The following is a 24,513-nucleotide window of genomic DNA, read 5'->3' as shown; positions in this document are numbered from 1 at the left end:
GAGGGGGGCGCGGCCGGGGGGTCAGTGGGGCTGCCGGTGGCCGCGACCGGGCGGGCAAGTGGTCGCCATCCTGGGCGGGCGATCGATCGAAGTCAAGAGATCTGGATCAAATGATCCGTTGCGATCAAAAGCCTTGACGAACGATCAACCGCTTTCTAGATTCCCCGCACGGGGCACGACTCCCGAGCCCCGGGCCATGGAGGACACCGCCGTGCTGCTGCCCCCGGAAGACCACGCCCTCAGCCCCCGCACCGGCTGGACCAGAGCCCACTGGGAGGCCGCCGCCGACGGGCTGCTCGACGCCGTCCTCCCCTGGGCCGGCCCCGGACACGCGCTGATCGACCTCCCCCGTGCTGCGCCGAGCTGGTCCGGCCGCCGCTCCGACGCCCACGAAGGCTTCGCCCGCACCTTCCTCCTCGCCGCCCTGCGGATCGCCGGCGCCGGCGGCGCCGACCCGCACGGCCTGCTCGACCGCTACGCCGCCGGACTCGACGCCGGCACCCGCCACCCCACCACCGCACGCGACCTCACCGACGACGACCCGGCGTCCTGGCCCGTCGTCACCGACCGCGGCCAGGCCATGGTCGAGGCCGCCGCCATCGCGTTCGCCCTGCGGCTGACCCGCCCCTGGCTCTGGGACCGCCTCCCCGCCGACGTCCGGACCAGAACCGCCCGATGGCTCGCCGAGGCCCTCCACCGCACACCCAACGACAACAACTGGTGGCTCTTCCCGCTCGCCGTCGGAGGCTTCCTCGCCGAGGCCGGCATCGAGGAGCACGCCGCCCGCGCCGCCGTCCGGCGCGGCCTCGAACGCATCGACCGCTTCTACCTCGGCGACGGCTGGTACACCGATGGCCGCCCCCGCGCCTTCGACCACTACAACGGCTGGGCCTTGCACCTCTACCCCGTGCTGCACGCCCACCTCGCCGACGACCGCGCCCTGCTCGCCGAATACGGCCCCCGGCTCGCCGCCCACCTCGCCGACTACGCCCACCTGTTCGGCGGCGACGGCGCGCCGGTGCACCAGGGCCGCTCGCTGATCTACCGGTTCGCCGCCGCCGCCCCGCTCTGGGCCGGCACCCTCACCGGCCACACCCCGCTCACCCCCGGCACCACCCGCCGACTCGCCTCCGGCGCCCTGCGCCACTTCCTCGACCGCGGCGCCACCGGCCCCGACGGCCTGCTCACCCTCGGCTGGTACGGCCCCCACCCCCCGCTCGTCCAGCCCTACTCCGGCCCCGCCTCGCCCTACTGGGCGGCCTCCGGCTTCCTCGGCCTGCTGCTGCCCGCCGACCACCCCGCCTGGACCGACCGCGAGGAGCCCGCGCCCGCCGAACGCCGCGACACCGTCCGGGCGCTGCCCGGCCCCGGCTGGCTGGTCCAGTCCACCGCCGCCGACGGCCTGGTCCGCCTCCACAACCACGGCAGCGACGACCAGCCCGCCGACCGCGTCCACCCCGACGACCCGCACTACGCGCGGCTCGCCCACTCCACCGCCACCGGCCCCGTCCACACCGGACCGGCCGACAACCACCTCGCCCTGCTGGTCGACGGCGAACCCACCGAACGCGGCCCCATCACCCCGCTCGCCACCGGCGACGGCTGGGCGGCCTCCACCCACCGCCCCCGGGCCGCCGGACACCCCCTGCCCGGCGTCACCGTCACCTCGCTGACCCTCGCCCACGGCGCCGACGAGGTCCGCGCCCACCTGGTCGTCGGCGCCCCGCCCGGCACCCCGCTGCGCGAGGGCGGCTGGGCCGTCGCCGGAGACCACCTGCCGCCCGCCCGGCCCGGCACCGGCACTGCCGCCGCCGCCACTGCCACCGCCCACACGCTGGACGGCCGGCTGCTGACCAGTGAACTGCGCGCCCTGCACGGCTACACCGCCGCCCGCACCAGCCCCGTCCCGGACGGCACGGCCTTCGGAGCGGCCGCCGCCCTGCCGGTCCTGACCGGTGCCACCGGCGGGGCCGTCCACCTGCTGGTGTGCGCCGCCCGCCTCACCGCCGCTCGCCTCACCACCGCCCGTCTCACCGCCGCTCACCTCGCCGCAGCCCGTCTCACCGCCGCCGGGGACGAACTCCCGTCGCTCGACGGCCTGACGGCGGACGTGGCGGCCGCTCCCGACGAGGCCTACCGGCTGTGGGTGCGGTGGCCCGACGGCGCCGTCCACGAGGTGGAGCTGTCGCCGGGAGCGGCCTCCGCCCGCCGGCTTCCGCCCGGCGCCCGGACCTGAGGAGCACCCGTGCCGCTCGCCCTCTCCACCCTCGGCCTGCCCGACCTGCCGCTCGCCGCCGCCGCGCGCCTCGCCGCCGACCACGGCTGGCACGGGCTGGAACTGCGCTGCGCCCCGGGCCAGCCGGTCCACCCCGGCCTGACCGCCGACGAGCGGCGCGCCGCCGTGCGCGCACTGGCGTCCACCGGGACGGTTCCGCTCGCGCTGGCCTCCTACCTCGGCATCGCCGCCCCGGGCGCGGACGCCCCGCTGCTCGCCGACCTCGGCGGGCACCTGGAACTCGCCGCCGACCTGGGCTGCCCGGCCGTCCGGGTCTTCCCGCGCGGCAGCGCCGCGCCCGGCCCGGCGGCGGCCGACGAACGGGCTGATGGGCGCGCCGCCCGGCGGCTGGCCGCCGTCGCCGGCCGCGCGGCCGCGCTCGGCGTCCGGGTCCTGGTCGAGACGCACGACTCGCACCCGACCGGCCGCGACCTCGCACGGCTGCTCGCCCCCGTCGACCACCCGGCCGTCGGCGCCCTGTGGGACCTCCAGCACACCGTCCTCGGCGGGGAGCCGCCGCAGGCCACCCACCGGGCGCTGGCCGGCCGGCTGGGCCACGTCCAGGTCAAGGACGTCGCCTCGGCCGCCGACCGCACGCCGCTGCCGCTCGGCGCCGGCACCCTGCCGATCGCCGCCTGCCTCGCCCTGCTGCCGGCCGACGCCTGGGTCTGCTGGGAGTACGAGGCGCCGTGGTACCCCGAGGCCGCCCCGCTGGCTCCGCTGCTCGGTGCCGCCGCCGCCTGGCTGGCGGGACTGCGGCGGTAGGTCCTGTCCGGCCGATCTCGCCGGGCCCGCGACGCGCCCAGCCTCCGGCCGGGCGGTACCCCCATGACGCATCCCGCCTGGCTGCACGCCCGAATCGCCCAAGTACGTCCAGTACGAGGACGATCCGGGCGCACGCCCAGCCGGGCGCGTAGTGGGGGTACCTCCCGGCCGGAGGCTGGGGGAGCCGCGGACTGATCCGCCAAGACAGACCGGACAGGACCTGGCGGGCTCCCCGGTCGGGGGCTGGGGGTTCAGCCGCCGCAGGAGGTGCGGATGCGCAGGGCCGGGAGCAGGGAGATCCGGTGCACCGGCAGGTCGGGCCCGGCGGTGAGGCGGCGCAGCAGGAGGCCGACGGCGGTCTCGCCGACCGCGCGGGTCGGCGGGGCGACGGCGGTCAGCGGCGGGGCCGCCAGGGCGGCGAACACGTCGTCGTAGGCGATCAGCGCGAGGTCGTCGGGTACCGCGAGGCCGCGGGCGCGGAGCAGCGGGAGCAGCTGGATCGCGTCCTGGTCGTTGTGGATGAGGGCGGCGCGGACGCCGTCGGACACGGCGTCGGCGATCAGCCCGGCGAGCCGGTCGGAGTCGGCGGGGCGGCCGTCGTCACCGAGGGTGTCCAGGACGGGCAGGGCGGCCAGTCCGAGCAGCCGGGTGCCGTGCTGGTAGCCGGCCCGGACCTCCCGGGCCGTCCAGGAGTCGCCGCGGGCCGCGAGCAGGACCCGGTCGTGGCCGAGGTCGGCGAAGTGGCGCAGCGCGAGGAGGACGCCCTGCCGGTGGTCCGAGCCGACGGAGTCCAGGCCGGCGCCGGGGCCCCCGTACTCGGGCGCGCCGCGTTCGACCAGGATGGCGGGCACCGGCAGGTCGTCCAGCCAGTCGTGGGCCTGCGCGGGCCGGCCCGGCAGGAGGTTGGGTGCGAGCAGCAGCCCGTCGAGGCCGGATTCCAGCAGCCGTTCGGCCTGGGTGCGGTCGTCGCGGGCCTCGTAGGGGGCGATGCCGAGGACCAGTCGGGCGCCCGCCGCCGTCGCGGCGGCCCGGGCGCCGTTGATCAGCTCGTCGAAGTACGACCCGACGGAGGGCACCAGCAGCCCGAGGGTGCGGGTCCCGCCCTCGGCGTCCGTCGGCTTCTCCGGTGTGCGCCGGACGACGAACCCGTGCGAGCGCCCCACCCGGCCGGCCTCGGCCAGTGCGGCGACGTCCCGCCGCACGGTCACCGCCGGAATGGCGAGCCGCGTCGCGAGGTCGGCGAGCCGCAGGGGCCCGCTCGCCTCGCCGACGGCCTTGAGGATCAGGTCCCGACGTTCCTCGGCCGAGATGGTCATCGCCTGTCCCCCGTACTGCTCCGAACCGTGGCTGGTTGATCGGACCATATCTTTCGATCGACTTCCGATCAAGTATGACCGCGATGCCGCACCTCATACCCCACCGGGCCCGCCGTCGCGGGTGCCGCCCTGGTGCGGCGTCAGTAGTTCGCGGACTCCTCCAGGACCCACCAGACGCCCAGGCTGAACGGGGTGCCGAGCCCGCCCACGACGACCGCGATCCACAGCGGCCAGTAGTTGCCGCCGGTGACGGGGGCCCGTTGCGGGTGGACGGGATCGATCCGCACGTCGACCCGGTGCCCGTCGGGCCACTGCACGTCCGTGCCCTCGGCGGCGCGGTACTCGCGCCCGTCCGCCGTCCAGAGGAAGGTGCACTCGGTGCTGGTGTCACCGCTGCTGTGGCAGCCGGTGACGGTGGCGGACACCCGCAGCGTGGCGTGCCGGTCCAGGTCGCGCTCGTGGAACCAGCCGCTGAGGGAGAAGGCGAAGCAGCCGGCGAAGGTGCAGAGCATCAGGGCGAGCATGGCGCCGTGGAACAGGGCGGAGACGGAGCCGGAGCGGGGGCTCTCGCCCAGGGCCGGCCGCACCGGCGAGGCCAGCGCCGCGAGTGCCGCCGCGCCGGCCGCGCCGATCCAGCCGGCGTACCAGGGCGTGGATCCCCACGGCGCGCAGGCCGTCGTCACCGTGCCGACCAGCGCGGCGGCCCAGGCCGCCCGTTGGAGCAGAAGCGTGGCGGCGCGCGCCCGGCGGCGCAGCCGGCCGGAGGGGGGAGAAGCAGGGACGGGGGGTCGCTCGTCCGCGATGGTGGTCACCCGGCCACGCTGGCAGAGGGCCGGGCCGGGCACCAGCAAGCGGCGCTCACCCCCGGCGTTCAGCAGCGCTTACGGCGCCCCGGAGGGCGGCTCGGCGGGCGGGCCCTCGGGTGTGCTCGGCTCGCTGGGGTCGACCAGGTGGCCGTTCACGCGCGGCTCGCTCTCGGTCAGCCCCTGGGCCGCCAGCCGCTCGCTCGCCGCCAGCAGTGCGCTCTGCAGCGCCTCGGCCGCCGCCCGCACCGCCGGCGGCGCCCCCCACGGTCCGGTGCGGCGCAGCAGGCGCACCAGGTAGGCGCCCGGCACCGGCAGCGTGGTGACGGTGCCGGCGCCCGGGCCGATCAGGGCGGCGGCGTTCGCGGGCAGGATCGCCGCGCCCAGACGGGCGGCGAGCATGGTGTAGACGGCGAAGCGGTAGCGGGCGGTGTGTTCGACCAGGGGCACGATGTCGTGCCGGGAGGCCAGGCGTCGGAAGGCCAGCTGCCGGGGTGAGCCGGTCGGGGCGGCGATCCAGGGGCGGCCGGACAGCTGGGCGGGGTCGGTGGGCGGGGTCCAGTCGGAGGGGACGACCAGGCGGTAGGCGTCCTCGAACATGACACTCGCCTCGACGCCGGGCGGCAGCGGGGTGGGTTCCTGCCGGTCGTCCTCGATGACCAGGACGTCCAGTTCGCCCAGGCGCAGCGCGCGCAGGCCCTCCTGCCGTCCGGTCTCCACCAGGCGGGGGGCCAGGTCGGGGTGGGTGCGGGCGAGCAGGTGGACGGCGGTGGTGGCGAAGAACGTGATGGCGGGCGGCGGCACGCCGATGGCGACCGGGCCGGCGGCGGCGGCGCCGAGTGCGCGCAGGTCGCGGGCGGCATCCTGGAGCGCCTGGCCGATCCGGTCGCCGTAACCCGCCAACAGGCGGCCCGCGGCGGTCAGTTCGGCCCGTCCGCCGGTGCGGTCCACCAGTGGGACGCCGACCTCGCGTTCCAGCCGGCCCAGCTGCTGGGACACCGCGGAGGGGGTGTGTCCCAGCGCGCGTGAGGCGCCCGCCACGCTGCCGGCGTCGGCGATCCGGCGCAGGATCAGCAGCCTCTTCGGGTCGAGTTCCACCGCTGTGCCGCCCTTTCGCCGCGCCCGGGGTCGAGGACGCCCATCCTGGCAGAGGCCGGATGCGGCGGCCCGGGCCGGGCGGCAGGCCTGGCCGGTCGGGGGATCAGCGGGTCAGTGGCACCCGTACGGACACCCGGGCGGGCCTCAGACGTGGAACGGGACGGTGGTGACGACGATCTTCGGCAGCGGGCGGAGCGCCCTGCGCAGGCGGGGGGCGAGGCGGTTGTGCAGGAGGCGATGGCGCCGGTGCCGTACGACGATCTCCGGGAGGACGACGGTCAGGGTGAGGTCCGGGCGCTGGTCGTGCAGGGACTCGATGTAGTTGACCAGGGGCGCGACGATCGTGCGATAGGGGGAGAGGAGGATCTTCAGGGGCAGGTGGTCGCCCCACAGGTTCCAGTACGCGCGGAAGCGCCGGGCCTCCTCCTCGCTGGCGCTGATGTGCAGGGCGAGGACGGGCTGGCGGAGCGAGGCGGCGTAGGCGAGGGCGCGCATGCCGGCCAGGTCCAGCGCGGCGATCGGCACGATCAGCAGGGGGTGGATCTCCTCGGGAGTCTCCTCGCTCTCGGCCTCGCTCTCCGCCTCGCGCTCACCCTCCGCTTTCGCCTCCGCCGAGGGTGCGGGCGGCGCGCCGGCCCGTGGGCGTGGCCGGGTGAGAGCGCGGCCGGGGACCTCGACGGCGTGCGGGTGCAGGGCGAGCGCCGCGGCGACCTGCTCGTAGTGGTGCCGGATCCTGGTGGCCACCAGGATGAACAGGCCCACCACGAGCGCGGCGAACCAGGCGCCCGAGGTGAACTTGGTGATCGCGGCGGTGACGAGCACGATCGCCGAGAGCAGCGCGCCGACGGCGTTGAAGATCAGGCTCTTGCGCCAGTGACGGTCGCGCAGGCGCCACCAGTGCACGACCATCCCGGTCTGCGACAGCGTGAAGGCGAGGAACACGCCGACCGCGTACAGCGGGATCAGCGGCGCCGTCATGCCGTCGAACGCCGCGTAGATCGCGGCCGCGGCGACCGAGAGCACGACGATGCCGTTGCTGAAGGCCAGCCGGTCGCCCAGCCGCAGGAAGATCCGCGGCGCCTGGTTGTCGCGTGCCAGGAGGTAGAGGACGCGGGGGAAGTCGTTGTAGGCGGTGTTGGCCGCCAGGAGCAGGATCGCGGCCGTGGCGGCCTGGGTGAAGACGTAGCCGAAGCCCGGGCCGAAGGCGCGGTGGGCGAGCTGCGACAGCACCGTCTCCTGGGCGTCGGGGACGACGCCGTCGAGGTGGACCAGCGCGACCGTGCCGGCGAAGAGCACGATCAGCAGGCCGACCATCCAGGTCAGGGTGGTACGGGCGTTGCGCCACTCGGTGGGCTGGAAGGCCGGGACGGCGTTGGAGATCGCCTCGATGCCGGTCATCGCCGTCGAGCCGGAGGCGAAGGCGCGCAGGACCAGGAGCACGCCGACCCCCTCGGTCGCGGTCGACTGCGGAGCCGCGGTGGGTTGGAAGCCGTGGCCGGCCGCGTCGTACAGGCCGAAGGCGATGAGGGCGAGGAGGGCGACGACGAAGGCGTAGGTCGGTGCGGCGAACAGGACGCCCGCCTGCCGTACGCCGCGCAGGTTCCCGGCGAGCAGCACGCCGATCACGGCGAGGCCGATCGGCACGACGTCGCCCCGCAGCGAGGGGACCGCCGAGGTGACGGCCTCCATGCCGGAGGCGATCGAGACCGCGACCGTGAGGATGTAGTCGGTCAGCAGACCGGCGGCCGCCGCCAGCCCGGGGAGGCGGCCGAGGTTCGCGGTGGCGACGATGTACGAGCCGCCGCCGTGCGGGTAGGCGCGGATCGTCTGACGGTAGGACACCCCGACCGCCAGCATCAGGAACGCGATCGTCGCGGCGATGGGCACCGAGTAGCGCAGGCCGGCGGTGCCCGCCAGGACCAGGACGGCCAGCATCGCCTCGGGCCCGTAGGCGACGGACGAGAGCGCGTCGGCGGAGAGCACCGGCAGCGCCACCAGCTTGCGCATCCGCTCGTGCGCGATCGCGGTACTGCGCAGCGGGGCCCCGAGCAGCACGTGCCTGACCCCGGCGCCCGCCCGGCCGAGTCGGGAGGTCGGGGTGTCCTCGCCGCCCGCCTCGACCGGTGGCTGCCCGCCGACCGTGGCCACCCGCACGAAGCGGCCGAAGCGCACCGGCCGGATCTCGGAGGAGGCCGGGAAACGGCCGAGCTCCGGGTCCACCGGCAGCGCCCGGCGCCACGCCTGCGGATCCCCGGCCGCCCGGCCCCATTCCCGGCCCACCCGGCGCAGTACCCCGACCTGCTGCCGGTCGAGGACCGGCAGCGTGGCGTCGGGACTGGGTGCGCCGCCCGCCCCGGCGCCACCGCCGTCATTCTTCGTATTCGACACGACACACAGTGTTACGCATCGCGGCTTCCGGTGGCGCAGGACCGCCGCCGGGTCGTCGAGCAGGGCCGCGCCCTCCCGCGCGGGCGTCCGGCGGCGCCCGTTTGCGCCCGTTCGGCCCCGGTGCGGTCGGAGTACCGTGGGAGCGCGGGGCGGCCCGAGCTGCGGAACCGAAGGGCCGGCCCCGTTCAGCGGGCCCGATCCGCGCCCGCGGAGAGGCGACGAGCCATGTCGGACGATGCCGGTGCCCCGCACTCAGGGCTTCTGCCGGACCACTTCCGGCAGGCGGTGAAACCGGGGACGGTCCTGCTGCGCCTGGAGACCACGCGGTCCCGCGAGGGCGCACTGGACGGCGCCTGGTGGCCGCGGTCGCGGAACATCGGCGCCGAACTGCCCGGTCTGGTCGGCGCGTTGACCGAACACCTCGGCCCCGTCGCGAGCGTGGGCCTGGACACGGACGCCTGGGACGAGGTGCCGGCCCGGATCGTCGTCGACGGCCGGTCGGTGCGTATCGACCGGTATCCGGTCGGCGACGACACGGTGATCGTCACGCGGGGCGACCGTGATCACTTCAGTCTGCTCGTGGTTCCGCCGCAGGCGGGCCGGGAAGCGGCCCTGACCGCGATGGCCCGCGCGGTCCGGGCCGGCGGCACCGACTCGGCGCGGCAGATCCTCCTGGAAACCGGCATCGGCTCCGAGCCCACGACCGGACTGCCCTGACTGGAATGCACTGACCGGAGTGCGCTGGCCGGACTGCCGTGACCGGACTGCGCTGGCCGGACTGTACCGAGGAGCGGCCCCGGGCCGGAGGAGGTCAGGATGCGGCACTACCGATGGGTCCTGGAGACCCAGGACGACGACGGCCACTGGGCCCGGCAGGGCGGCGCGCCCATGCCGAACCCCCTGGAGTACGACGGGCCGCCCCAGCAGGCCGCCAACCACGTCCGCGAGGTGTTCGTGCGCACGCTCTCCCGACCGGCCCCGGGGCCCCGGGCGGTCAGGGTCCGGGTCTGGGACGGGTCCGACGCCGTCGGCGAGCCCGAGGCCGAGACCGAGTGGTCACGCGAGTGACGCGCCTGGCCCCGGCCTGCGGGCGGTGTCCGTGGGGTCGGATCAGGAGCATCCCGAGCTGATCTCACGGAAGTTGGCGTAGTGGTCGTCGCTGTACCAGATGTGCTGGGTGGCGGGGTCGCGCACCAGGCGTTCGGCGTCGCGGTGCTGGCCGGGCGAGCGCGGGTTGACGTCGTACTCGCGGTAGTGGCCGGTCTGGGGGAGGTCGCCGCTGCGGTTGCCGTAGACGTTGCTGCCGCGGATCACGTAGGGGGAGTCGGCCACCGGGTAGTCCCGGGGGGCGTTCGCGGTCGGCCAGTGCAGGTCGTGCCAGATGTGGCACGCCTCCTCGACCTGGGGCGGGAACTGGTCGACGGGCAGCGGGGGTTCGAGGATGCCGCGGACGATCCGCGGTGCGGGGTGGGCGGAGGGGACGGCGGCGCCGGCCGGGGCGGCGGAGGGAGCGGCGGCGGCCGTCAGGAACAGGGCGGCGGCGGCCATGCGGAGCAGGCTTCGGTGTGCGGTCACGCAGCGGCCAACGACGCCCGGGCGTCACGGATGCGCAGCGCCACCTGTTCGGCCCAGCCCCTGGCCGTAGGGTGGGGCGGGTGGATGATCTCTGGGGGCGCCTGCGGGTGCGGGCGGTGCCGCTGCTGGCGGCCGGGGCGACGGTGGCGGCCGGGCTGGGCGTGCGGGCCGGGCTGGGCGGGGACGTCGCCAAGTACGCCGGGGACGCGCTCTACACGGTGCTGGTGTACGCGCTGGTGGTGCTGGTCGCGCCCAGGGTGCGACCGGGGCGGGCGGCGGTGGTGGCGGCGGGGCTGAGCTGGGCGGTGGAGCTGTTCCAGATCACCGGTGTGCCCGACGAGTTGGGGCGGCGCAGCGGGCTGGCCCGGCTGGTGCTGGGGTCGACGTTCAACCCGCCGGACCTGTTCTGGTACCTGGTCGGCGCCGCGTTCGCCGCGCTGGTGCACCGGGTGCTGCGGACCGCGAAGGCCGCGTGGACCGCGAGGGCCGCAAGGACTGCGAGGAGGACCGCAGCACCCGGTGCCGCCTGACGCGAGGTCAGAGCGGGAGCAGATCAGGCCGCTTGGCCTCGACGTGGTCCCCCGAGGACTCCCCGCGCAGCCGTCGGCCGACCCAGGGCAGCAGGTACTCGCGGGCCCACTGGAGGTTCTCGCGCCGCTGGTCGGCGGCGGACAGCTCCGGGGTGGTCGGCCAGGGCGCCTCCGGGTCCTGCTCGGTGCGCAGCCCCAGGGAGCGGGCGGCCAGCAGGGCGACCCGTTGGTGGCCTTCGGGGGAGAGGTGCAGCCGGTCCTCGCTCCAGGCCCGGCGGTCCTGGACGGCGCGCAGCGACCACAGGTCGGCCACCTTGCAGCCGTTGCGGTCGGCGACCGCCCGCATGTGCCCGTTGTACGTGGCGATCTTGCCGCGCAGGTGCTTGAACAGCGGTACGTCCCGGGTGTCGAAGCCGGTGCAGATCAGCACCGTCCCGGCGGAGGCGGTGAGTTGGACGATGGCCGCCTCGAAGCGCTCGGCGACCTCGTCCGGGTCGCTGCCGGGCCGCAGGATGTCGTTGCCGCCGGCGCAGAAGGTGGCCAGGTCGGGCTGGAGCCGGCGGACCTGCGGCACCTGCTCGGCCATGATCTGGTCCAGCAGCCGGCCGCGCACCGCCAGGTTGGCGTAGCGGAACCCGCCCGGCGGCCGTCCGTCGGCGAGCAGCCCGGCCAGGCGGTCGGCCCAGCCGGCGAAGGCGCCGTCGGCGCCGGGGTCGTTCAGGCCCTCGGTGAAGCTGTCGCCGAGGGCGGCATACGAACTGAGGTCAAGGGTCTCCTGGAGGTTCGGCATGAAGGAGATAGTTCACCCATTCAAGTGACCTACGCCACCGTAGGTGACCCCGGCGGCACGTGAGATGGGCCACGTGCCCCACCCGGAATACGGCCGGAGTGCAGAGCGGCGGCCCCCGGAAACCACAAGATCCCGCCCCCCTTCCGCTTTTGGGCCCGCCCGGCCGATGCTCGAAGGGCGCGGCCGGCCCGGCCGCCGTCCTTCCAGGGGGAAGACATCCATGGCTCTGAATCCGACCTCCGGCCTGCCCGGGCAGTGGTCCGTCGACGACCGCTGCACCAACTGCGACGTGGCCCGGCAGCTCGCGCCCGGACTGATCCGTGAGCGCGCCGGCCGCTCCGAGCTGGTCCGCCAGCCGCGCGACGAGGCCGAGCACGGCCAGCTGCTCGCCGCCGCCCACGCCTGCCCCACCCGCTCCATCCGGCCGGGCGCCGGCCCGCTCGACCCGGCCACCGACCCCTTCCCGCTGGCCCTCGACGACGGCCTGCTGCTGCTCGGCCACAACTCCCGCCACAACGCCGGGGCCAACTCCTACCTCTGCCGCCGACCCGCGGGCTGGCTGATGGTCGACACGCCCCGCTACGCCGAGCCGCTCGCGGCCCGGTACGAGGCCCTCGGCCCGGTCACCGACATCCTGCTGACGCACCGCGACCACGCGGCACACGGCCGGGCGTACGCCGACCGGCTCGGCGCCCGGCTCTGGATCCACGAGGGCGACCTGGACGCCGCGCCCGACGCCGACCGGGTGCTGCACGGCGTCGAACCGGTGGAGGTCGCCCCCGGCGTCACCGCCCACCCCTTCCCGGGCCACACCCGCGGCAGCGTGCTCTACCTGGTCGACGAGCGGTACTGCTTCACCGGCGACACCCTGTACTGGTCCCGCACCACCGGTGACCTGGAGGTGTACGACACCGTCACCTGGTACTCGATCGAGGAGCTCTCCGCCTCGCTGGACCGCAGCCTGGAGGCGCTGCGCTTCGAGTGGCTGCTGCCCGGCCACGGCCAGCGGCACCGGATGCCCGCCGAGGAGGCGGCGGCCCGGCTGCGGGCGCTCGCCGACCGCTGTCGGGGCCTGCGGACCGCGCCGGTGGACTTCGGCGCGGTCCGCTGGTGACGGTCTGCTGGTGACGGCCCGCTCGTGACGTTCGGCGCGGCCTGCCGGTGACGCTCGACGCGGTCCGCCCCGATGGCGCTCGGCCGCGCGTGCGCCGGAGCCCGCGCCGGGTGCGCGGGGGCCTGCGCCCGCCGGGGGCGCCCGCGCGGGTGTGCGAACAGCCCCGCCGGGGCAGCGGCCTGGGGAACGGAATCCCCGAACTCCCCTGCACCCGAGGACGGTTGAGGAATGCCCACGCAGACCCCGGAGCGCACCGCCAGGCCGCGGCGCTACCTGATGTGCCGGCCGACGTACTTCACCGTCGACTACGCGATCAACCCGTGGATGGACCCGGCGCAGCCCACCGACACCGCGCTCGCCGTCCGCCAGTGGGAGCGGCTGTACTGGCTGTACCGCCGCCTCGGCCACACCGTCGAGCTGATCGACCCGGTGCCCGGCCTGCCCGACATGGTCTACGCCGCCAACGGCGCGACCGTGCTGGACGGCCGGGCGCTGGTCGCGACCTTCCGCTACCCGGAGCGGGCCGCCGAGTCCGAGGCCTACCAGGCCTGGTTCCGCTCGCACGGCTACCGCGAGGTGCACCGCGCCGGGCACGTCAACGAGGGCGAGGGCGACCACCTGGTGGCCGGCGGCCGGGTGCTCGCCGGGACGGGCTTTCGCACCTCCCGGGCCGCGCACGCCGAGGCGGGCGAGTTCTTCGGCGTCCCGGTGGTCGGCCTGACCCTGGTCGACCCGCGTTTCTACCACCTGGACACGGCGCTGGCCGTGCTCGCCGACGACCACGTCATGTACTACCCGGAGGCCTTCGACGCCGACAGCCGGGCCGTGCTGCGCACCCTGTACCCGGACGCGATCCTCGCCGACCGGGCCGACGCCGAGGTGTTCGGCCTCAACGCGGTCTCGGACGGGCGCCGGGTGCTGCTGCCCGAGGCGGCGAAACACCTGGCCGGGCGGCTCGTCGAGCACGGCTACCAGCCGGTCCCGGTGGACGTCTCGGAGCTGTTGAAGGGCGGCGGCGGAGCCAAGTGCTGCACGCTGGAGCTGCGGCTGGCCTGAGCCCGGCCCTGCCGTCGGCGCTGCCCTTCGCACTGCCCTCCGCGCTGCCCTCGCGGACCTTCCCGGCCGTCCCGCCGTCCGGTAGAGCTTGGTCAGGGCATCCGGGGCGGTGCCGTGCCGACGGGAGGGCCACATGCGCGATCAGGCGTCCACATCCGAGGACGAGGCGGCGCGGCGGCGCAGGGCGGCGCCCGAGCGCCGGAGCACGGACCTCCCGGCCGAGGGCGCCCGGGAGGCTGCGGCCGCTGGCCCGCTGTCCCCCTCGACGGCCCTGCCCCTGCAACGCACCCTCGGCAACGCCGCGGTGGCCCGGCTGGTCGAGCAGCAGCGGCACGGCCAGGAGGCCTCCGGCGGCGCGGGGGCGCCGGTCCAGCGGGCCCCCACGCCCGGGGCCGGGCCGGCGACGCAGATCGCGCTCACCCACCTGACAGCTGACGACCTGGAAGGTGAGTGCGGCTACTTCGAGCGCAGGCGGCAGTTGAGCGTCGCCGCGCCCCAGCAGGGCGTCATCATCCAGGAGATCAACCGCGTCTTCGCCGTGGAGGAGTGGGACGGCACAAACTGGAACGCGATGTCGGGCAGCCGGATCGACTCGTACATCACCGCGAAGGGGTCGAGCGCCCACGCCACGGTCGCCCGCTACTGGGAGCTGTGGACGGTGGACGCGGCGGGCAACGTCTCGGACGGCGCCGAGGACACCTTCTCGCTGTGCTCGGTCATCCCCGGCCGCAAGCGCAAGGACACCACCCGGGGGACGTACACGATCACGGGCCGGGCGGTGTTCTACCCCACGGCCGTCGCGCCCGCGGACCTGGGCTTCGCACCGGGCGGCGCCCCGCCGGCGGGCGGCCTGTTCAGCACGCTGGCCGACCCGTCGGCGGCCATCGCGGGGCAGGGGCTGGCCGCTTCCGGGCGGCCGGTCGACTGCCGGGTGCAGGTCGCCTGGGACAGCTCGCAGGACGACAGGTACAGCGTCGTGACGATGAGCTGAGCCGCGGCGGTCCGGTCAGCCCTCGACCAGCAGCACCTCCAGGGTGCGCGGGCCGTGCACGCCCTCGACCCGGTCGAGCTCGATGTCGCTGGTCGCGGACGGCCCGGAGATCCAGGTCTGCGGGCGGGCCGGGTCGAGCCGGGGCAGTGCGAGCGGCACGGAGGCGACGACCTGCCCGGGTGCCCGGACGACGCACAGGTGGTGGTCCGGGACGAGGGTGAGCAGCCGCCGCCCCTGGCCCGGCCCGGCGTCCAGCACGATCGTCCCGGTCTCGGCGATCGCGAGCGCGCAGCCGGTGACGACGCTGTCCACGGCGTCGAGCCGGGCGGCGGTGAGCGTGCCGTCGTCGGGGACGGCCGTGACGGCGGTGGCGCTGAGCCAGGCGGGCGGCAGTCCGGGCGGCACGGCGACCGTGCGGCTGCCGCGTTCGGCCAGCAACCGGGCCAGGACGGCGGGCAGTTCGGCCTCGGTGCAGCGGTGCACCCGGGCCCGGTAGTCGGCCAGGTTGTGGTGCAGCAGGTCGAGCAGGGCCGCCGGATCGTCCGGACTGTGCGTGCGCAGGTAGTCCCGGGTGACCGGCTCCTCCGCTGCCCGGTCCCGATCGGGGTCCCGGTCCCGGCGCCAGTCCTGGTCGGGACCGGGGTCGGGGTCGGCGAGTGCGGCGCGGATCCGGGCGAGCATCAACTCCCGTGCGGTCATGAGCGGTTCCTTCGCCACCAGTCGCGGAACGGTTCGGCGGGCACCTCCGGGAGGTCCCGGGTGTCGGTCCAGGCCCGGCCCGGGCCGGGCAGCCGGCGAGGGTGCAGCGCGCGGGTGCGCCCGGCGAGCCGCTCGGCGGCCGCGAGCGCCGCCGGGTGGTCGAGCACGTACCCGGCGGCCGCGATCGCGGCCCGCTCCAGCGGGTGTCCGCCCTGCTCGGCGACCCGCTCGCGCAGGTGCACCAGCACCTCGGGGATGTCGATCGCCACCGGGCAGACCTGGTAGCAGGCCCCGCAGAGCGAGGAGGCGTACGGCAGCGAGGCCTCCAAGGGGCTGGTGGTGCCGTGCAGTTGGGGCGTCAGGATGGCGCCGATCGGGCCCGGGTAGACCGAGCCGTAGGCGTGGCCGCCGGCCCGCTCGTACACCGGGCAGACGTTGAGGCAGGCCGAGCAGCGGATGCAGCGCAGCGCCTGGCGGCCGACCTGGTCGGCGAGCGCGGCGGTGCGCCCGTTGTCGAGCAGTACGAGGTGAAAGGCGGACGGGCCGTCGCCTTCCGTGGTGCCGGTCCACAGCGAGGTGTACGGGTTCATCCGCTCGGCGGTGGAGGAGCGGGGGAGCAGTTGCAGGAAGACCTCCAGGTCCCGCCAGGTCGGCACGACCTTCTCGATCCCGACGACGGAGATCAGCGTGCGCGGCAGGGTGAGGCACATCCGGCCGTTGCCCTCGGACTCGACGACCACCAGGGTGCCGGTCTCGGCGACCATGAAGTTGGCGCCGGAGACCGCGACCCGGGCGCGCAGGAACTTCTCCCGCAGGTGCAGCCGGGCCGCTTCGGCGAGTTCGGCGGGGGAGTCGGTCAGGCCCTCGGGCGCGGGGCGGCCCCAGGCGGCCATCCGCTCGGCGAAGATCTCCCGGATCTCGGCGCGGTTGCGGTGGATCGCGGGCACCAGGATGTGCGAGGGCCGGTCGTCGCCCAACTGCACGATGAGCTCGGCGAGATCGGTCTCGTAGGCGGTGATCCCCTCGGCGGCGAGCGCCTCGTTGAGTCCGATCTCCTGGGTGGCCATCGACTTGACCTTGACGACCTCCGTTTCGCCGGTGGCACGGACCAGGTCGGCGACGATCCGGTTGGCCTCCTCGGCGTCGGCCGCCCAGTGCACGATGCCTCCGGCCGCGGTGACGGCCTCCTCCAACTGGACGAGGTAGCGGTCGAGATGGCGCAGCGTGTGGTCCTTGATCGCCTTGCCGGCGGCGCGCAGTTCGGCCCAGTCGTCGAGTTCGGCGACGGCGCGGGCCCGCTTGTCCCGGATGGTGTGGGTGGCGTGCCGCAGGTTGGCGCGCAGCCGCTCGTCCTTGACGGCCTCCGCTGCGGCCTGCGGGAAGGTCGCCTGCGCAGAGGTCGCCTGCGGGAAGGCGGGCATGCCGAGGAAGGTGCCGGTCATGCGGGCCTCCACGGGTGTTCCTCGGTGCTGGCGAGGATCTCCGCCAGGTGCAGCGGGCGCAGGGCCGCGCCCCGGCGGCGCAGCGTGCCGCCGAGGTGCAGCAGACAGGAGTTGTCGGCGCCGCACAGGACTTGGGCGCCGGTGCCGAGCGCGTGGGCGATCTTGTCCTCGGCCATGGCCGCCGAGACGGCCGCGTTCTTGACGGCGAAGGTGCCGCCGAAGCCGCAGCACTCGTCGGCGCCGGGCAGTTCGACCAGTTCCAGTCCCCGGACGGCGCGCAGCAGCCGCAGCGGCCGTTCGCCGAGGCCGAGCACCCGCAGGCCGTGGCAGGAGGGGTGGTAGGTGACGGTGTGCGGGAAGTGCGCGCCGACGTCCTCGACGCCGAGCACATCGGTGAGGAACTCGGTCAGCTCGTACACCCGGGGCGTCAACGCGGCGGCCATGGAGTCGAGTTCGCCGCCCCGGCCGTCGGCGGCGGCCCGGGCTCCGATCCGCGGGTAGTTGTCCCGGACCATGGCCACGCACGACCCGGAGGGCGTCACCACGTGCTCGTACCCGGCGAAGGCCCGTGCGGTGCGCCGCAGCAGCGGCTCGCACGCCCGCCGGTAGCCGGTGTTGTACTGCGGCTGCCCGCAGCAGGTCTGCCCGGCGGGGAAGTCCACGGTCACGCCGAGGCGTTCGAGCAGCCGGACGGTGGCGACCGCCGTGGCGGGGAACAGCGCGTCGTTGACGCAGGTGGCGAACAGTGCGACCCGCATCGGCCCTCCTTTCGTCCGGCGACACCGGCCGGCCCGCTCGTGATCGTACCGAGCGGGCCGGGGGATGTCGGGGACCTCAGGGGGTCTCAGGCGAGCCAGAGGTCGGGGCCGAACACCTCGTAGTGGATGTCCGCCGCCGGGACGCCCGCGGTGAGGAGCTGCTCGCGGACGGCGCGCAGGAAGGGCAGCGGGCCGCACAGGTAGGCGGTGGTGCCGGCCGGGACGTCGACGGTGGAGAGGTCGACCAGGCCGGTGCGCTCGGCGGGCCAGTCGCCGAGCGGCCGCTCGTAGAAGACGTGGGCGGTGGCGTTCGGCAGCTTGGCGGTGAGCTGGGCGAGGTCGGCGCGGAAGGCGTGGGTGAGCTGGTCGCGGTCGCCGTGCACCGAGACGACCTGCCGGGGGGAGCCGGTGGCGGCGAGGTGGTCGAGCATGGCGGTCATCGGGGTGTTGCCGATGCCGGCGGAGGCGAGCAGCACCGGCCCGTCGCCGTCGGCGAGGGCGATGTCGCCGAGCGGGGGCGCGAGGTGGACGAGGCCGCCGGTGTGCAGGTGGTCGTGCAGGTGGGCGGAGACCTCGCCGCCGGGCTCGCGCTTGACGGTGAAGCGCAGCGCGCCGTCGGCGGTGCCGGAGAGGCTGTACTGGCGGATCTGCCGGGCACCGTCGGGCAGTTCGGTGCGCACCGAGACGTACTGGCCGGGTCGGGCGGCGGGGACGGGGCCGCCGTCGGCGGGGCGCACCAGGAAGGTGGTGACGGTGTCGGTCTCCTGGTAGCGGGCGACGACGGTGTAGGGGCGCCAGAGGTCGGCCTGGTCGCCGCCGGCGGCGGCCTCGGCGCGCAGCCGGTCCTCGACGGCGACGAGGGCGTTGGCCATCAGCCAGTACACCTCGTCCCAGGCGGCGGCGACCTCGGGGGTGACGGCTTCGCCGAGCACGTCGACGATGGCGGCGAAGAGGTGCTCGTGGACGATCCGGTACTGGCTGCTGTCGATTCCGACGGAGACGTGCTTGTGGGCGATCCGGGCGAGCATCGCGTCCGGCCGCTGGTCGGGGTGGGCGACCAGCGCGCCGGCGAAGGCGGCTATCGACCCGGCGAGCGCCTGCCGCTGGGTGCCGTTGGCCTGGTTGCCGCGGTTGAACAGGTCGCGCAGCAGCTCCGGGTGGGCGGCGAACAGCCGGTCGTAGAAGAGCGGGGTGATGTCCCCGATGGCGCCGCCCACGACGGGCAGGGTGGCCTCGATGACCTCGGCGGACTTGGCGGACAGCATCAGTCCGGCTCCTAACTGGTATGTGAGATTCGCATTAAAGGCCGTGCGTGAGCCCGGCCCCGGGGGATGGGGAGTGGGGAGTGGGGGATCAGGCGGTGGGTCTGGTGGTGAGGCCGAGCAGTACGGGCCCGGTGGGCGCGGCCACCAGGTCGTCGATGCTGAGCGGGTCGAGCGCGGCGAAGAACGCCTCCTGGGCGGTCCGCAGCGCACCGCGCAGACGGCACGCGGCCCGCAGCGGGCACGGCGGGTCGTCCTCGCAGCCGACCACGTCGCCGACCCCCTCCAGCTCGCGCAGGAGCAGGCCGAGCGAGCCGGTCCGGCCGGCGAAGGTGAGCAGCAGCCCGCCGCCGCGCCCGCGCCGGGCCTCCACCACCCCGAGGTGCTGCAAGCGGCTGACCACCTTCGCCGCGTGGGTGTACGGCACGCCGACCGCCTCGGCCACCTCGCGGGTGGTCGGGTTGGCGTCCTCGCTCAGGACGGCCAGCCGCATGGCGATCCGCAGGGCGATGTCGGTGCTCTTGGTCAGCCTCACGTTCGAAACGCTATCGAATACGACTCCACAACTCCAATTTCCTGCACGCCCCCGACCGGCCCGTGCCCGGCCCCTGGTCGCGACGGGGAGGGGGGTTGCGGGGCTGCTGCTGTCCGAATCCCGGTCGAATCTGAACAGTTGGCGACATTACCGATCAGTCCCTGACGGATGGTCATACCGGCTTCTACGCTTCGTGCGGCTCCGGATCCGCAGGGGGCTGGAGCGACCGGCGTTGCATCCCTTGACCGACCATGCTGGAGAGACTCGTGAGAACACGTCGCGCACCCGGGCGCACCTGGACGGCCGTGACCGCGATAGCCGCGGCCACGGCCGCACTGCTGTCGCAGCCCGCCACCGCCGAGGCCGCCACACCGCCGCCGACCGTCAAGGCGCACGTGCCGGTGGCGCCCTACCCGGCGGGCGTGGCGCTCACGCCGGACGGCGGCCACGCCTACGTGACCAGCCAGAGCAGCGGCACCGTGAGCGTGCTGGACACCACGAGCAACACGGTGGCCGCCACCTTCACCGCCGGCACCGGCTCCTACGCGGTCGCCCTGTCCCCCGACGGGCACCGGGCGTACCTGACCCACCACCTCGACGGCACCGTCAGCGTCGTGGACACCACGAGCAACACCGTGACGGCCACCGTCCCGGTCGGCGCCCAGCCGTGGGGCCTCGCGCTCTCCGCGGACGGCTCGCGCGCCTACGTCGGCAACGCCGGGGCCAACACGGTGAGCGTGCTGGACACCACCACCAACACGGTCACCGCCACCGTCCCGGTCGGCGCCGAACCGCACGGGCTGGCCGTCTCGGCGGACGGCAAGCGGCTCTACGTCGCCGCCTCCGGTGCGAAGGCGGTGAACGTGATCGACACCGCGAGCAGCACGGTGAGCGCCACCGTTCCCGTCGGCCACAGCGTCTTCGGCCTCGCGCTCAGCCCGGACGGCACCCGGCTGTGGGCCGCCGACGCCGACGACGCCACCGCGAGCGTCCTCGACACCACCGGCAACACGCTCGTCGGCACCGTCGCCGTCGGCGCCGGCCCGTACGCCGTCTCGCTCGCCCCGGACGGCAGCGCGGCGTACGTCTCCAACTACGCCGACAACACGGTCAGCGTGGTGGACACCGCCAGCCGGACGGTCACCGCGACCGTCCCGGTCGGCGCGAGCCCGTACAGCCTGGCGATCACCGGCGACGGCCGGCGCGGCTACCTCACCGACTTCACCGGCAGCGCCGTCGACGTGCTCGACTTCCCGCTGCCCGTCCCGGCCGTCACCGGGATCAGTCCGTCCGGCGGCTCGGGGGTCGGCGGCACGACGGTGACCGTCACCGGCACCGACCTGAACGGCGCCACCGCCGTGACCTTCGGCGCGGCGGGCGCCGCCACCGCCTTCAACTGCACCAAGACCAGCTGCACCGCCACCGCCCCCGCCACCACGGTGACCGGGCCGGTGGACGTCCGGGTCACCGCGCCCGGCGGCACCAGCGCCGCCGTCGCCGCCGACCGCTTCAGCTACACGGCCCCCAGCGCCCACCTCGGCGTCGCCCTGACCGCCACGCCGGTGTCCAACCTGCTGAGCGGCCGGGTCGACTACACCGTCACGCTGACCGGCCAGGGCCCCGACACGCTGACCTCGGGCACCGTCTCCGCCGACCTCCCGGCCGGCCTCGCGGCGACCTCCAGCGACTGCACCATCGCGGGCACCAAGCTCACCTGCAAGCTCACCGGGCCGCTCGCCAAGGGGGCGAGCACCACCCGGCACTTCTCGATCTCGGTCGGCCTGCTCAGCCTGATCCGCAGCTTCGACGTCACGGTGGCCCGCACCGCCGGCGTGCCCGCCGACCCGACCCCGGCCACCAGCCGGGACACCCGCAGCTGCACCGCCGTCCTCGGACTGCTGATCACCTGCCACTGACCCTCCCCGAGCACCGAAGGCCCCGCCGGCGTCACGGCGGGGCCTTCGCCGTCGCCGCAGGTGCCGGATGCCCGGACGACCGGACGAAACGCCTGAACGAAACGCCTGAACGAAAGATCTGGACCAAACGTCTGGTCTGGACGTACAGTCCGAACATGACCACCGAAACCCCCGACCCGCGCGTCCGGACCTGGACACCGGTCTGCCGCGCCGTGGCCCTGCTGCTCGGGCCGTACGCCGAGGTGGTGCTGCACGACGCCACCGCCGACCAGGTGCTGGCCATCTGGAACCCGATGACCCCCCGCACCCCCGGCGACCCGTCGCTGCTCGGCGAACTGGACACCCTCGACCCGTCCGCCCCCGACGTCTACGGGCCCTACGAGAAGCTGCTGCCCGACGGGCGCCGGCTCTCCTCCGTCAGCGCTGTGCTGCGCGACGACGCCGGACGGCCCTCGGCGGTGCTCTGCGTCAACCTCGACCGGGGCCCGCTGGAGCACGCCGCCGCCCTGCTGGCGGGTTTCGCCGCGCCCACCGCGCCCCGCCCCGAACCGCTCTTCGAGCGCGACTGGACGGAGCGGATGAACGACGTGATCGGCGGCTACGTCCGCGCGCACGGCCGCCCGCTCGAACGCTTCGGCCGCGAGGACCGGCTCGCCGTCCTGCGCGAACTCGACCAGGCCGGGGTGTTCGCCGTCCGCCGCGCCGTCCCGGCCGTCGCCACCGCACTGCGGGTCTCCCGTTCGACCGCCTACACCCTGCTCGCCGAGCTCAAGCAGGCCCCCGAGCCCCGGCAAGCCCCTGAGCCTTGGCAGGCCCTTGAGAACCAGCAAGCCCCCGAGCCCCAGCACCGGCACCCCGACGCCGACGCCGGCGCCGACGAGAGCGAGTGACAGAGAGATGACCAGGCTCCCCGACTTCCGGCTCGAAACCTACTTCTCGCGCTGGGAGTTCAGCGCCCGCCACCACCTCGCCGCCTCCGACGCCCAGACCATGACGATGGCCGAACTCCTCGCCCTGGCCGGCCCCGAGGACCGCCGGGCCTGGGACGGCCTCGCCCTCGGCTACACCGAGACCTACGGCGATCCGGAGCTGCGCCGCGCCATCGCCGGGATGTACCAGGAGGTCGACGCCGACGACGTGCTCTGCTTCGGCGGCGCGCAGGAGGGGCTCAACCTCGCCATGCAGGTGCTCCTCGACCGGGGCGACCACGCCGTGGTGGTGACCCCCAACTACCAGTCCGCCGAGACCATCCCGCTCTCGCTCTGCGAGGTCACCGGCGTCGCCCTGGACGAGAAGGACGACTGGGCGCTCGACCTCGACGCGGTCACGGCCGCGCTGCGCCCGAACACCCGGGTGCTGTCGGTGAACTTCCCGCACAACCCGACCGGCAAGGTCATCGACGCGGCCGACTTCACGCGTCTGGTGGAGCTGTGCGACGAGCGCGGCATCCGGCTCTTCTCCGACGAGGTCTACCGCGGTCTGGAGCGCGACCCAGACCGTGCGCTGCCGCAGGCCGCCGACCTCTCCACGCGCGCCCTCTCGCTCAACGTCACCTCGAAGTCGCTCGGCCTGCCCGGCCTGCGGATCGGCTGGATCGCCTGCCGCGACCGGGAGTTGCGCTCCCGGCTGGAGCGGGCCAAGCACTACACCACGATCTGCAACTCGGCGCCGAGCGAGGTGCTGGCCCGGATCGCGATCAACGCCCGCGAGCAGATCCTGGCGCGCAACCGCGCGATCATCGCGGAGAACCTGCCGCGGTTCGACGCGTTCTTCGCCGAGTTCGGCGACCTCTTCGAGTGGCGCGCCCCGGACGGCGGCTGCGTTGCCTACCCGCGCTACCTCGGGGCGGACGGGGTCGAGGACTTCTGCACCGCGCTGGTCGAGCAGGCGGGCGTCCTGCTGCTGCCCGCGAGCATGTTCCACTCCGACCTGACACCCGCCCCCGTCGACCGCTTCCGGATCGGCCTGGGGCGCCGCGACCCGGGCCCGGCCCTGGCGGCCTTCGGCGACTGGCTCCGCGGGCGCTGACCGCCGGGTGCTGCTGGAAAGGAATGTGGTTCGGGCCCGTGCGGGAGGCAGTCGCCTCCCGCACGGGCCCGCCGGCCTCAGAGCTTCTGCCAGGCCGGCTTGGCGGCGTAGGTGTCGCGGAAGTAGTCGGCGAGCTTGAGGCCGGAGGCGGCGGCCTCGTCGACCACCACGGTGGCGTGCGGGTGGAGCTGCAGCGCCGAGGCGGGGACGGCGGCGGACAGCGGCCCCTCGACGGAGAGGGCGACGGCCTCGGCCTTGGCCTCGCCGGTGGCGAGCAGGACGAGGTGGCGCGCCTCCAGGATGGTCCCGATGCCCTGGGTGATGACGTGGTGCGGGACCTCGTCGAGGCTGTCGAAGAACCGGGCGTTGTCCTCGCGGGTCTGCCGGGTGAGCGTCTTGATCCGGGTTCGGGAGGCCAGCGAGGAGCAGGGCTCGTTGAAGCCGATGTGGCCGTCGGTGCCGATGCCGAGCAGCTGGAGGTCCACGCCGCCGGCCGCGGCCAGCGCGCGGTCGTAGGCGGCGGCCGCCGCGGCGATGTCCGTCGCGTTGCCGTCCGGGCCGAGGAAGGAGTCCTCGGTCAGGCCCAGCGGCTCGACGACCTCGCGCAGCACCACCGAACGGTAGGACTCGGGGTGGCCGGCGGGAAGGCCGACGTACTCGTCGAGCTGGCAGATGCGCGCCCGGGAGGCGTCGAGCCGGCCGTCGCGGACCCGCTCGGCGAGGGCCTGGTAGATCGGCAGCGGCGTCGAGCCGGTCGCCACGCCGAGCAGGGCCTCGGGCTTGCCGGTCAGCAGATCGGTGATCGCCGCGGCGATGAGTTCGCCGGCCGCTGAGGCGTCAGGGACGATCACGATTTCCATACTGGTCCACCGTTCTGAGCCGGGTGCTTGGTCTAGACCCTTGAGGTCTAGACCAGTTTGCCGTGAACGGGTGCCCCAGGTCCACTCGGGCCCTGGTCGGAGCCGCTCTGCGGGGCTGCACATGCCGACGGGCCGGCCGCCGGGTGCGCTGGCGGCCGGCCTTAGGCCCTGTCCGGCCGATCTTGGCGGGCCCGCGACGCCGGGCATCCCGCCTGGCCGCACGCCCGAATCGCCCAAGTACGTCCAGTACGAGGGCGATCCGGGCGCACGCCCAGCCGGGCGCCCAACGCCGCGGGCTGATCCGCCAAGATC

Annotated in this window: 23 protein-coding genes; 11 read left to right on the top strand and 12 right to left on the bottom strand. The window is 74.9% G+C overall.

All coding sequences use genetic code 11. The features are described 5' to 3' along the window. Positions 1 to 196: 196 nt before the first annotated feature. Together AB0R04_RS21740 and AB0R04_RS21735 are read left to right on the top strand one after the other, a co-directional pair. Entirely contained in the window at positions 197 to 2,236 is a 2,040-nt protein-coding gene (locus AB0R04_RS21740) for a DUF2264 domain-containing protein (protein ID WP_363373535.1), read from the top strand. A gap of 9 nt (positions 2,237 to 2,245) precedes the next feature. Further along, positions 2,246 to 3,040, top strand: a complete 795-nt coding sequence (locus AB0R04_RS21735) for a TIM barrel protein (RefSeq protein ID WP_363373533.1) — start codon at positions 2,246 to 2,248, stop codon at positions 3,038 to 3,040. A 251-nt stretch (positions 3,041 to 3,291) separates the two neighbouring features. Here AB0R04_RS21735 and AB0R04_RS21730 read toward each other — a convergent pair whose 3' ends face one another. The 4 genes from AB0R04_RS21730 to AB0R04_RS21715 all read right to left on the bottom strand — a co-directional run bounded on the left by AB0R04_RS21730 (position 3,292) and on the right by AB0R04_RS21715 (position 8,264). Then, the gene (locus tag AB0R04_RS21730) at positions 3,292 to 4,356 is read right to left on the bottom strand and encodes a substrate-binding domain-containing protein (RefSeq protein ID WP_363373531.1); all 1,065 of its coding nucleotides are present in this window, start codon (positions 4,354 to 4,356) and stop codon (positions 3,292 to 3,294) included. Between the two features lie 140 nt (positions 4,357 to 4,496). Next, positions 4,497 to 5,168 carry a DUF3592 domain-containing protein gene (locus AB0R04_RS21725; protein WP_363373529.1) on the bottom strand — a complete coding sequence of 224 codons (672 nt, stop codon included), beginning with the start codon at positions 5,166 to 5,168 and terminating at the stop codon, positions 4,497 to 4,499. Between the two features lie 69 nt (positions 5,169 to 5,237). Further along, positions 5,238 to 6,257 (bottom strand): LysR family transcriptional regulator, encoded by a 1,020-nt coding sequence (locus tag AB0R04_RS21720; RefSeq protein ID WP_363373527.1) that lies wholly within the window; start codon positions 6,255 to 6,257, stop codon positions 5,238 to 5,240. 144 nt (positions 6,258 to 6,401) lie between these two features. Further along, positions 6,402 to 8,264 carry an APC family permease gene (locus tag AB0R04_RS21715; protein ID WP_363373710.1) on the bottom strand — a complete coding sequence of 621 codons (1,863 nt, stop codon included), beginning with the start codon at positions 8,262 to 8,264 and terminating at the stop codon, positions 6,402 to 6,404. A gap of 606 nt (positions 8,265 to 8,870) precedes the next feature. Here AB0R04_RS21715 and AB0R04_RS21710 point away from each other — a divergent pair. Both AB0R04_RS21710 and AB0R04_RS21705 read left to right on the top strand, forming a co-directional pair. Continuing rightward, positions 8,871 to 9,362, top strand: a complete 492-nt coding sequence (locus AB0R04_RS21710) for a DUF5994 family protein (RefSeq protein WP_363373525.1) — start codon at positions 8,871 to 8,873, stop codon at positions 9,360 to 9,362. 99 nt (positions 9,363 to 9,461) lie between these two features. After that, positions 9,462 to 9,713: a hypothetical protein gene (locus tag AB0R04_RS21705; RefSeq protein ID WP_363373523.1), complete on the top strand. Its 252-nt coding sequence runs from the start codon at positions 9,462 to 9,464 to the stop codon at positions 9,711 to 9,713. A 42-nt stretch (positions 9,714 to 9,755) separates the two neighbouring features. On the opposite strand, the gene AB0R04_RS21700 is transcribed toward AB0R04_RS21705, so the two are convergent. Then, positions 9,756 to 10,193 (bottom strand): ribonuclease domain-containing protein, encoded by a 438-nt coding sequence (locus AB0R04_RS21700; RefSeq protein ID WP_363373521.1) that lies wholly within the window; start codon positions 10,191 to 10,193, stop codon positions 9,756 to 9,758. A 107-nt stretch (positions 10,194 to 10,300) separates the two neighbouring features. Between AB0R04_RS21700 and AB0R04_RS21695 the strand changes: the two genes are divergently transcribed. Then, on the top strand, positions 10,301 to 10,750 hold the full coding sequence (locus AB0R04_RS21695; protein ID WP_363373520.1) for a DUF2809 domain-containing protein: 450 nt from the start codon (positions 10,301 to 10,303) through the stop codon (positions 10,748 to 10,750). A gap of 7 nt (positions 10,751 to 10,757) precedes the next feature. On the opposite strand, the gene AB0R04_RS21690 is transcribed toward AB0R04_RS21695, so the two are convergent. Further along, a complete protein-coding gene (locus AB0R04_RS21690) occupies positions 10,758 to 11,540 on the bottom strand; it encodes an SGNH/GDSL hydrolase family protein (RefSeq protein WP_363373517.1) in 783 nt (260 codons plus the stop codon). 220 nt (positions 11,541 to 11,760) lie between these two features. On the opposite strand from AB0R04_RS21690, the gene AB0R04_RS21685 reads away from it, so the two are divergent. The 3 genes from AB0R04_RS21685 to AB0R04_RS21675 all read left to right on the top strand — a co-directional run bounded on the left by AB0R04_RS21685 (position 11,761) and on the right by AB0R04_RS21675 (position 14,701). Then, on the top strand, positions 11,761 to 12,654 hold the full coding sequence (locus AB0R04_RS21685) for an MBL fold metallo-hydrolase (protein ID WP_363373516.1): 894 nt from the start codon (positions 11,761 to 11,763) through the stop codon (positions 12,652 to 12,654). Positions 12,655 to 12,882: 228 nt separating this feature from the next. Continuing rightward, complete coding sequence (gene ddaH / locus AB0R04_RS21680) at positions 12,883 to 13,710, top strand: dimethylargininase (RefSeq protein ID WP_363373514.1); 828 nt, start codon at positions 12,883 to 12,885, stop codon at positions 13,708 to 13,710. Positions 13,711 to 13,843: 133 nt separating this feature from the next. Beyond that, positions 13,844 to 14,701, top strand: coding sequence for a hypothetical protein (locus AB0R04_RS21675; RefSeq protein ID WP_363373513.1), 858 nt, complete (start codon positions 13,844 to 13,846; stop codon positions 14,699 to 14,701). Between the two features lie 15 nt (positions 14,702 to 14,716). Here AB0R04_RS21675 and AB0R04_RS21670 read toward each other — a convergent pair whose 3' ends face one another. The 5 genes from AB0R04_RS21670 to AB0R04_RS21650 form a co-directional block, all read right to left on the bottom strand. Then, positions 14,717 to 15,400, bottom strand: coding sequence for an LUD domain-containing protein (locus AB0R04_RS21670; protein ID WP_363373511.1), 684 nt, complete (start codon positions 15,398 to 15,400; stop codon positions 14,717 to 14,719). Then, positions 15,397 to 16,842 (bottom strand): lactate utilization protein B, encoded by a 1,446-nt coding sequence (locus tag AB0R04_RS21665; RefSeq protein ID WP_363373510.1) that lies wholly within the window; start codon positions 16,840 to 16,842, stop codon positions 15,397 to 15,399. Before AB0R04_RS21665 ends, AB0R04_RS21670 begins: the two co-directional genes overlap by 4 nt. Continuing rightward, positions 16,839 to 17,600 carry a (Fe-S)-binding protein gene (locus tag AB0R04_RS21660; RefSeq protein WP_363373509.1) on the bottom strand — a complete coding sequence of 254 codons (762 nt, stop codon included), beginning with the start codon at positions 17,598 to 17,600 and terminating at the stop codon, positions 16,839 to 16,841. Before AB0R04_RS21660 ends, AB0R04_RS21665 begins: the two co-directional genes overlap by 4 nt. An 86-nt stretch (positions 17,601 to 17,686) precedes the next feature. Then, positions 17,687 to 18,865 (bottom strand): globin domain-containing protein, encoded by a 1,179-nt coding sequence (locus AB0R04_RS21655; RefSeq protein WP_363373508.1) that lies wholly within the window; start codon positions 18,863 to 18,865, stop codon positions 17,687 to 17,689. Positions 18,866 to 18,953: 88 nt separating this feature from the next. Further along, on the bottom strand, positions 18,954 to 19,397 hold the full coding sequence (locus AB0R04_RS21650; protein WP_363373506.1) for an Rrf2 family transcriptional regulator: 444 nt from the start codon (positions 19,395 to 19,397) through the stop codon (positions 18,954 to 18,956). Between the two features lie 266 nt (positions 19,398 to 19,663). Here AB0R04_RS21650 and AB0R04_RS21645 point away from each other — a divergent pair, with 266 nt between their 5' ends. From AB0R04_RS21645 to AB0R04_RS21635, 3 genes are all read left to right on the top strand, one after another. After that, on the top strand, positions 19,664 to 21,313 hold the full coding sequence (locus tag AB0R04_RS21645) for a YncE family protein (protein ID WP_363373505.1): 1,650 nt from the start codon (positions 19,664 to 19,666) through the stop codon (positions 21,311 to 21,313). Positions 21,314 to 21,468: 155 nt separating this feature from the next. Then, positions 21,469 to 22,203: a PAS domain-containing protein gene (locus tag AB0R04_RS21640; RefSeq protein WP_363373504.1), complete on the top strand. Its 735-nt coding sequence runs from the start codon at positions 21,469 to 21,471 to the stop codon at positions 22,201 to 22,203. A gap of 7 nt (positions 22,204 to 22,210) precedes the next feature. Further along, complete coding sequence (locus tag AB0R04_RS21635; protein ID WP_363373502.1) at positions 22,211 to 23,341, top strand: aminotransferase class I/II-fold pyridoxal phosphate-dependent enzyme; 1,131 nt, start codon at positions 22,211 to 22,213, stop codon at positions 23,339 to 23,341. 77 nt (positions 23,342 to 23,418) lie between these two features. On the opposite strand, the gene AB0R04_RS21630 is transcribed toward AB0R04_RS21635, so the two are convergent. Beyond that, the gene (locus tag AB0R04_RS21630; RefSeq protein ID WP_063350602.1) at positions 23,419 to 24,201 is read right to left on the bottom strand and encodes a glucosamine-6-phosphate deaminase; all 783 of its coding nucleotides are present in this window, start codon (positions 24,199 to 24,201) and stop codon (positions 23,419 to 23,421) included. Positions 24,202 to 24,513 lie beyond the last annotated feature (312 nt).

Source organism: Kitasatospora sp. NPDC056731 (assembly GCF_040687675.1).
Classification (GTDB): Bacteria; Actinomycetota; Actinomycetes; order Streptomycetales; family Streptomycetaceae; genus Kitasatospora.
Note: the sequence above shows the minus strand (reverse complement) of the source record. Positions and strands in the feature narration are given on the sequence as shown.

Excerpts from the sequence above, each read along its gene's own strand:
- AB0R04_RS21655 (WP_363373508.1), bottom strand. The coding sequence starts at position 18,865 with ATGCTGTCCGCCAAGTCCGCCGAGGTCATCGAGGCCACCCTGCCCGTC.
- AB0R04_RS21690 (WP_363373517.1), bottom strand. The coding sequence starts at position 11,540 with ATGCCGAACCTCCAGGAGACCCTTGACCTCAGTTCGTATGCCGCCCTC.
- AB0R04_RS21730 (WP_363373531.1), bottom strand. The coding sequence starts at position 4,356 with ATGACCATCTCGGCCGAGGAACGTCGGGACCTGATCCTCAAGGCCGTC.
- AB0R04_RS21640 (WP_363373504.1), top strand. The coding sequence starts at position 21,469 with ATGACCACCGAAACCCCCGACCCGCGCGTCCGGACCTGGACACCGGTC.
- AB0R04_RS21700 (WP_363373521.1), bottom strand. The coding sequence starts at position 10,193 with ATGGCCGCCGCCGCCCTGTTCCTGACGGCCGCCGCCGCTCCCTCCGCC.
- AB0R04_RS21710 (WP_363373525.1), top strand. The coding sequence starts at position 8,871 with ATGTCGGACGATGCCGGTGCCCCGCACTCAGGGCTTCTGCCGGACCAC.
- AB0R04_RS21705 (WP_363373523.1), top strand. The coding sequence starts at position 9,462 with ATGCGGCACTACCGATGGGTCCTGGAGACCCAGGACGACGACGGCCAC.
- AB0R04_RS21665 (WP_363373510.1), bottom strand. The coding sequence starts at position 16,842 with ATGACCGGCACCTTCCTCGGCATGCCCGCCTTCCCGCAGGCGACCTCT.
- AB0R04_RS21660 (WP_363373509.1), bottom strand. The coding sequence starts at position 17,600 with ATGCGGGTCGCACTGTTCGCCACCTGCGTCAACGACGCGCTGTTCCCC.
- AB0R04_RS21675 (WP_363373513.1), top strand. The coding sequence starts at position 13,844 with ATGCGCGATCAGGCGTCCACATCCGAGGACGAGGCGGCGCGGCGGCGC.
- AB0R04_RS21635 (WP_363373502.1), top strand. The coding sequence starts at position 22,211 with ATGACCAGGCTCCCCGACTTCCGGCTCGAAACCTACTTCTCGCGCTGG.
- AB0R04_RS21630 (WP_063350602.1), bottom strand. The coding sequence starts at position 24,201 with ATGGAAATCGTGATCGTCCCTGACGCCTCAGCGGCCGGCGAACTCATC.
- ddaH (WP_363373514.1), top strand. The coding sequence starts at position 12,883 with ATGCCCACGCAGACCCCGGAGCGCACCGCCAGGCCGCGGCGCTACCTG.
- AB0R04_RS21670 (WP_363373511.1), bottom strand. The coding sequence starts at position 15,400 with ATGACCGCACGGGAGTTGATGCTCGCCCGGATCCGCGCCGCACTCGCC.
- AB0R04_RS21715 (WP_363373710.1), bottom strand. The coding sequence starts at position 8,264 with ATGCGCAAGCTGGTGGCGCTGCCGGTGCTCTCCGCCGACGCGCTCTCG.
- AB0R04_RS21685 (WP_363373516.1), top strand. The coding sequence starts at position 11,761 with ATGGCTCTGAATCCGACCTCCGGCCTGCCCGGGCAGTGGTCCGTCGAC.
- AB0R04_RS21740 (WP_363373535.1), top strand. The coding sequence starts at position 197 with ATGGAGGACACCGCCGTGCTGCTGCCCCCGGAAGACCACGCCCTCAGC.